General features: G+C 73.5%; 7 protein-coding genes. 2 read left to right on the forward strand and 5 right to left on the reverse strand.

Annotation, left to right across the window (positions count from 1 at the left end; all coding sequences use genetic code 11):
• Positions 1 to 64 precede the first annotated feature (64 nt).
• Both ACZ4VL_RS25780 and ACZ4VL_RS25785 read left to right on the forward strand, forming a co-directional pair.
• A complete protein-coding gene (locus ACZ4VL_RS25780; protein ID WP_468204306.1) occupies positions 65 to 406 on the forward strand; it encodes a hypothetical protein in 342 nt (113 codons plus the stop codon).
• Positions 407 to 1,426, forward strand: coding sequence for a pyridoxal-phosphate dependent enzyme (locus ACZ4VL_RS25785; RefSeq protein WP_468204309.1), 1,020 nt, complete (start codon positions 407 to 409; stop codon positions 1,424 to 1,426).
• A gap of 53 nt (positions 1,427 to 1,479) precedes the next feature.
• Here ACZ4VL_RS25785 and ACZ4VL_RS25790 read toward each other — a convergent pair whose 3' ends face one another.
• From ACZ4VL_RS25790 to ACZ4VL_RS25810, 5 genes are all read right to left on the reverse strand, one after another.
• Positions 1,480 to 1,962: a VOC family protein gene (locus tag ACZ4VL_RS25790; protein WP_468204311.1), complete on the reverse strand. Its 483-nt coding sequence runs from the start codon at positions 1,960 to 1,962 to the stop codon at positions 1,480 to 1,482.
• A 168-nt stretch (positions 1,963 to 2,130) separates the two neighbouring features.
• Entirely contained in the window at positions 2,131 to 2,577 is a 447-nt protein-coding gene (locus ACZ4VL_RS25795) for a S1 RNA-binding domain-containing protein (RefSeq protein WP_468204313.1), read from the reverse strand.
• Positions 2,578 to 2,642: 65 nt separating this feature from the next.
• Positions 2,643 to 4,292 carry an NAD(P)/FAD-dependent oxidoreductase gene (locus ACZ4VL_RS25800; RefSeq protein ID WP_468204315.1) on the reverse strand — a complete coding sequence of 550 codons (1,650 nt, stop codon included), beginning with the start codon at positions 4,290 to 4,292 and terminating at the stop codon, positions 2,643 to 2,645.
• The gene (locus ACZ4VL_RS25805; protein WP_468204316.1) at positions 4,289 to 5,497 is read right to left on the reverse strand and encodes an MAB_1171c family putative transporter; all 1,209 of its coding nucleotides are present in this window, start codon (positions 5,495 to 5,497) and stop codon (positions 4,289 to 4,291) included. Before ACZ4VL_RS25805 ends, ACZ4VL_RS25800 begins: the two co-directional genes overlap by 4 nt.
• Positions 5,494 to 5,640 carry a hypothetical protein gene (locus ACZ4VL_RS25810; RefSeq protein WP_468204318.1) on the reverse strand — a complete coding sequence of 49 codons (147 nt, stop codon included), beginning with the start codon at positions 5,638 to 5,640 and terminating at the stop codon, positions 5,494 to 5,496. The genes ACZ4VL_RS25805 and ACZ4VL_RS25810 overlap by 4 nt, the downstream gene beginning before the upstream one ends.
• Between the last annotated feature and the right edge of the window lie 368 nt (positions 5,641 to 6,008).

The following is a 6,008-nucleotide window of genomic DNA, read 5'->3' on the forward strand; positions in this document are numbered from 1 at the left end:
GTCGGTGTCGCCATCGCCATCGCCATCGCCGTCGACGTCGGTGCCGGCGCCGGTGTCGGTGTCGGTGTCGGAGGCTGACGAGGACGACGTACGGGCCTGTGAGCGGCTGCGCACGCAGCTGCGCCGGGCCGTGGCCACCGGCGACGTACCGCTCCTCGGCGCGGTCGCCACCGCCAGCGCCCGGCGCGGCCAACGGATCCTCGGCCACCCGGAGTTCGAGGCGCTGACCGCGATCGCCCGCCGGACGGGCGCGGCGGGCGTGCAGATCGCGCACAGCGGGGCGGTGGCGGGCGTCCTGTTCGACCCGGCCGCCCCGGGCGTGCGCCACCGCGTACGCCGCTGCCTGCACGGCCTCGACGCCCACGGCATCCCCGCCACCCGGACCTTCACGACGAGGAGACCCTGAATGGACCAGCACATCGCGGAGTCGATCGGCCGGCCGGACCTGATACGCCTCGACGACCGGCTCGTCTGCCTGCGCTTCGAGACGATGAAGGCGGTGTCCGCGCTGGCAGCCGTACGCCACCTCCTCGACACCGGCGCCGTACGGCGCGGGGACACCCTCCTGGACAGCTCCAGCGGCATCTACGCGTACGCCCTCGCCCTCGCTTGCCACCGCTACGGCATGCGCTGCCACATCGTCGGCTCGACCACGGTGGACCACACGCTGCGCACGCAACTCGCCGTCCTCGGGGCGACGCTGGAGCAGATGGAGCCGTGCAGCGACCTCAAACTCGACCAGAAGCGGAGGGTGGAACGGATCCACGAGATCCTCGCCGAACACCCCGAGTACCACTGGATGCGCCAATACCACGACGACGTCCACTACCTCGGCTACGCGGCGGTCGCCGACCGCATCCGGGAGACCCTCGGCTCCGCGGACGGCCTCACCGTCGTCGGCGGGGTCGGCTCCGGCGCCAGCACGGGCGCCCTGGCCCGCTACCTGCGCACGGGTCCCGAGGGACGGGCGGCGGCGGACGTCGAACTCGTCGGCGTCCAGCCGTACGGCAGCATCACCTTCGGCGCCGCACACACCACCGACCCCGAGATCATCATCGCCGGGATCGGCAGCTCCATCCCCTTCGGGAACGTCTCCCACGAGCTGTACGACACCGTGCACTGGATCTCGTTCGACGCGGCCCTCGCCGGCAGCGTCGACCTGCTGCGCCGGCACGCCGTCTTCGCCGGGCTGTCGACCGGGGCCGGCTACCTCGCCGCCCGCCACGAGCGCGAGCGCTCCCCGGAGCGCACGGTCCTCTTCGTCGCCGCCGACACCGGCCACCGCTACGTCGACACCGTCCACGCCCGCCACCGCGAGGCCGCCCCGATCGCCGACCTTGCCCCGCAGGAGGTCACCGACCGGGGCCGCCTCGCCCTGCCGTGGTCCCGCATGCAGTGGAACCGGGCCGCGGCGCCGGCCCCGTGACCTCCCGGCGCGGTGTGAGGGGGGACGAGGGGCGGGGAGGGCGAGGGGGGAGGCTACTGCGGGTCCGTGGACTCCATTGACTCCATGGCCGCCTTGGCGCGCTTCTCCATCTCCTCCGGCGAGACGTCCTCCACGTGCGTGGCGACGCTCCAGCGGTGGCCGAAAGGGTCCTCCATCTGGCCGGTGCGGTCGCCGTAGAACTCGTCCCGTACCGGGCGCAGCTCCTTCGCGCCCTGGGCGAGGGCCTTGGCGAAGACACCGTCGACGTCCTCGACGTAGACGTGGAAGGTGACGGGAGTGCCTCCGACGGTCTTGGGCGAGCGGAATCCCATCTCCGGGTACTCGTCCGCGACCATGAGGAGGGAGTCGCCCAGGTCCAGCTCGGCGTGGGCGATCCTGCCGTCGGGCGCCGGCATCCTCATCCGCTCGCTGGCGCCGAGCACGGACACGTAGAAGTCGATCGCGGCCGCGGCGCCGTCACAGCACAGGTACGGTGTGACACGCGGAGATCCCTCGGGAACGGGCTTGACGGCCACCGGACTCCCGCCTTTCCGAACGGTGGCGGCCGCCGCCGACCGCCGCATGCGACCACTGATATCCCGCCCCGGCCCGACACGCGGCGCCGCCGCGCGGCAGCCGGTCCCGGATGCCCCGGACGGCCGCGACCGCCCCCGTGCCCGCGCCCGCGACCAGCCGCCTCCGGCTCAGGGGTCCGCATCGCCCACGGCGGCGCGGAGGGCGACACGGTGGCGCTGTGCGTTGACGTCCCGGAGGGCTTTCAGCGAGACGGTGACCCGTCCTGACCGCGTCTCGGACGTGATCACCTCGGCGGTTATCCGCTGCCCGGGCTCCACCACGTCCGAGGGGTGGTCGATCCGCGACCAGGACAGGTCCGGCACCCGGATGAACCCCGTGCACACCCCGTCGGGCTCGCCGTCCAGATGGACGAAGACCCCGAAGTCGTGAACGCCCGACACCGTTCCCGAGACGACGTGCCCCGGTCGGGTGCCGACGACGAACTCCCGCAACTCCTGGTTCTCGCAGGCCCTTGCCGACAGCAACAGCTGTCCGTCGTGCCGGCGGCCGATCTCTTCGACCTCTATCTCCCGGCCGACTTCGAGGGCCTCCGACGGGTGCTCGACGGGGCGCATCGACGTTTCGTGGCACGGAACGCGTCCGACCGGCCCGGTGACTTCCGCCCCCGTCGCCGAGAGGCTCACGAGGGTGTCCGTGCCGTCGAACCCGATGACCGTCGCCCGTCGCACGGGGCCTGGCTCCAGTCGGTTGAGCGAGGAGCGAAGGCGGGCGAACGGATCGGGTTCGGGTTCGGGTTCGGGCATGGGTGGAGTCTAGGGTTCGGTCGGCCTTTCGTCGGATGGGTTCGGTCGCGGGGGTGGGGTGCGGAGGGGTGGGGTGCGGAGGGGTGGGCGGGTGAGGATGTCCCGTTCGTGGGGGGCCAGTTCGGGGCCGGGGAGGGGAGCGCGGCGGGGCCCAGGGCGGCGGCCATGAGGACGGTCGGGCCGGCCAGGATGCGGGCCGGCCTGCGCATGCTCATCACGTCCGTGAGCTTCCGGACGACCAGGCCGTTCCCGGTGGCCGCGTGGGTGAGGCGTTGGGCGTACCGGGCCGTCAGACGGTCCGCCAGGGTCGGGCTCCCGCCGATGCAGCCCGGGTAGAAGCGGTCCTGGCCGACCGCCAGCGACCAGGCGGCGGCCCCCGCCCGGGCGATCGCGCTCTGGGCCCGCCGCGCGAAGGCGGGTGAGGAGAGGGCGGTCCGGCCGGCGGCCTGGGCGCGCAGGGCCACGGCGCTCAGGGCGGCCACCGACATGCCGTGGCCGTACACGGGGTTGAGGCTGGTGGCGGCGTCGCCCAGGACGACGAAACCGGCCGGCACGTCCGCCTGCTCGAAGCAGCGGCGCCGGTTGGCGGTACGGGCGAACACCGCGACCCCGCTGACCGGCTCCGCGCGGGCCAGCAGCTCGGCGACGAGGGGATGGCGGACGCGCCGTGCGAAGTCCTCGAACAGGTCGTCCCCGGCGGGCGGCTCGGCCCCGCGCGTCCCCGCCAGGCTGACGTGCCACTGCCCGTCCTCGATGGAGATGATCGTCGCGACGAGCCCGGGCCGGTTCCGGCGGGGGTCGGCGCCGACGTGCACCACCGGCCAGTCCTTCTCGGCGCCTTGCGGTGCCCGGTAGCGGCGGCTGGCGTAGCGTACGCCCGCGTCGACCACCGTCTCCCGGACCGTCGGCCCGCCGATGTCGCGCAGCCACCGCGTGCCGTGCGAGCCGCGGCCGGTCGCGTCGACGACCAGGTCCGCCGCGATGAGCTCGCGTCGTCCCTCCCCGTTCAGCAGGTGGACCCCGCGCACGCGTGTCGCGTCCCCGGCCAGGCCGGTGACCCGCACGCCCGTACGGATCCGGACGCGGGGGAGCTGCCGGACCCGGCGGCGTACGCCCCAGTCGAGGAGGTCCCGGCCGGCGCTGATCAGGTAGTGGGTCTCGGCCCACGAGCGGCGGTACCAGCCCGCCGGCGAGAACGACACCATCCCGTTCGGGATCGGGATGCGGTGGGCGCCGGCGGCGAGCCAGTCGTCGACCACCCCCGGAAGCAGCACCTCCACCGCCTCGGCGCCGCCGGCCCACAGCATGTGGGCGTGCGCGGCCTGCGGGAGACGGGCGCGGGGGGCCGGAGTTTCGGGGAGGGCGCCGTCCCGTTCGAGTACCAGGACGTCGCCTGCGTACGGGGCGAGGGCCGCCGCGGCTAACGTGCCGGCCAGGCCACCGCCGAGGACGACCACGCGGGTGGGGGTCGGGGTCGGGGTCTGGGGCGGGGGCGGGGGCGAGGTCGGGATCGACGGCGGGGTCATCGGGTGGTGCTCCGTTCTTCGATCGCGGAGCGGCGGAACGAGCGGACGGTGGCCGACCTGGTCAGCGCGAGCGACATCCGCACCAGCCCCTGGGGGCTGCTCGGAGAGGTCAGCACCGCGTCCGGGCCCGCGCTCGGGGTGGTTTCGGTTCCTGCGCGCTCCCAGCGGACCACGGCGCTGACCAGCGCGGCGGCGTCGGCCACGGCCGCGGCGTCCTCCGCCGGGCGCCCGTCCGCCAGCTCCTTGCGCAGCGCCCGGTCGCGCAGCTCGGCCTGCAGGTACGGGTTGACCGTGAGGATGCCGTCGTGGATGTCCGACTCGCGCTGCGTCAGCCGGATCTCGATCGGCACCCAGCCCCCGCCGGCCGACAGGTCGATGCTGCGCTCGGTCGCCCCCCGCAGCTCCTCGTGCAGGGGGCGCAGCCGCCGGTACCGGCGCCACATCCGCCACCGGCTGACGACGGGCTCCGCGACGAGGGGCAGGACGAATCCGGCCGCGATCAGCAGCGCCGACACGGACGCCAGGGCCGGCGCGACCTCGACGGCGAGCACGTCCCAGTCGCGGCCCGCCCACCGCGCCCCGACCGCCGCGAACTTGGCGACGTCGTAACAGAGGTTGAGCACGTACCCGACGACTATCAGCGCCAGCCCGGCGCGCAGCGCACCGCGCACCTCGCGGGCCCACCCCCAGCACAGCACCGTCATCGTGACGGCCGCGGTGGTGTGCGCCGTGAGGTAGAGGAGGATGGTCTCCCTGATGAACGGGGTGTTGGCGTAGTACGTGTCGAGGTCGCGCAAGCGCTCCACGGGGGCGTCGCCGAGGACGAACAGCGTGTTGATGGCCACGATGACGGCAACCGTGACCGTGGCGCAGAGCCGGGCCCGCCGACGCGTCCGTTCCCCGTCCACGTCCGAGGGGCCGCGGCTCCAGAGGAGGATGAGGACGATGTTGGCCCCGGAGAAGGCCGTGATGAGGGAGTAGACGAGGGGCGCAGCGGCGTTGGGGACGCCGGTCATCCGGTTGACGGCGACGAGGCTCGGGATCGCGGTGAACGCGAACACGGCCGTCGCGAGCGCGAGCAGGACGCACACGGCACGCAGCAGCTCGTCACGCGGATTGCGGCGGAGCGCGGGCAGCTTCAGCAGCGTCGCGAGGAGCAGTACGCAGCCGGGCAGGTAGAAGCCCAGGCCCTGGGGGTCGTTCACCGCGGGTACCGCCGATGCGGGGACGGCAGCGCCCGGGCGGCGGACCGCCCGGCGGACGTCCGCCCTGCAGCGGTCCGCCCGGCGGCGGGCCGCTCGGTGGCGATGCCGCTGGCGGCGGTGCGGGGCGGCTGCGGTGTCGTCATGGGGGTGTTCCTCACGGGCGGTTCAAGGTCCGGAGATCCGGAGATCGGAAATCCGGAGATCGGAGATCCGGCGATCCGGCGATGGCAGGTGCCGTATCCGTTCCCACGCCTCGTCGCTCGGCCTTCCAGCGCGATCACAGGCACGACGAGTGATCATCGTACTAAGCAGCTGAAAGCGCGGATTGTCCGAGCCTTGGATCCTCCTGGAGTGGCCTTGAGTCTTCCTGGAGCGGCCTTGCGTCCCCCGCTTTTGGCGTGGCCGGGGGGGGGCCCGCGCCGAGCAAGAGGGGAGGGGGCGAGAGCACCGCGGGCAAAAAAACCGAGCACAGCGGCATTAGTCCCAAGCGTGTTTATCCGAAGTATCCTTC

Source organism: Streptomyces sp. NPDC029014 (genome assembly GCF_055564695.1).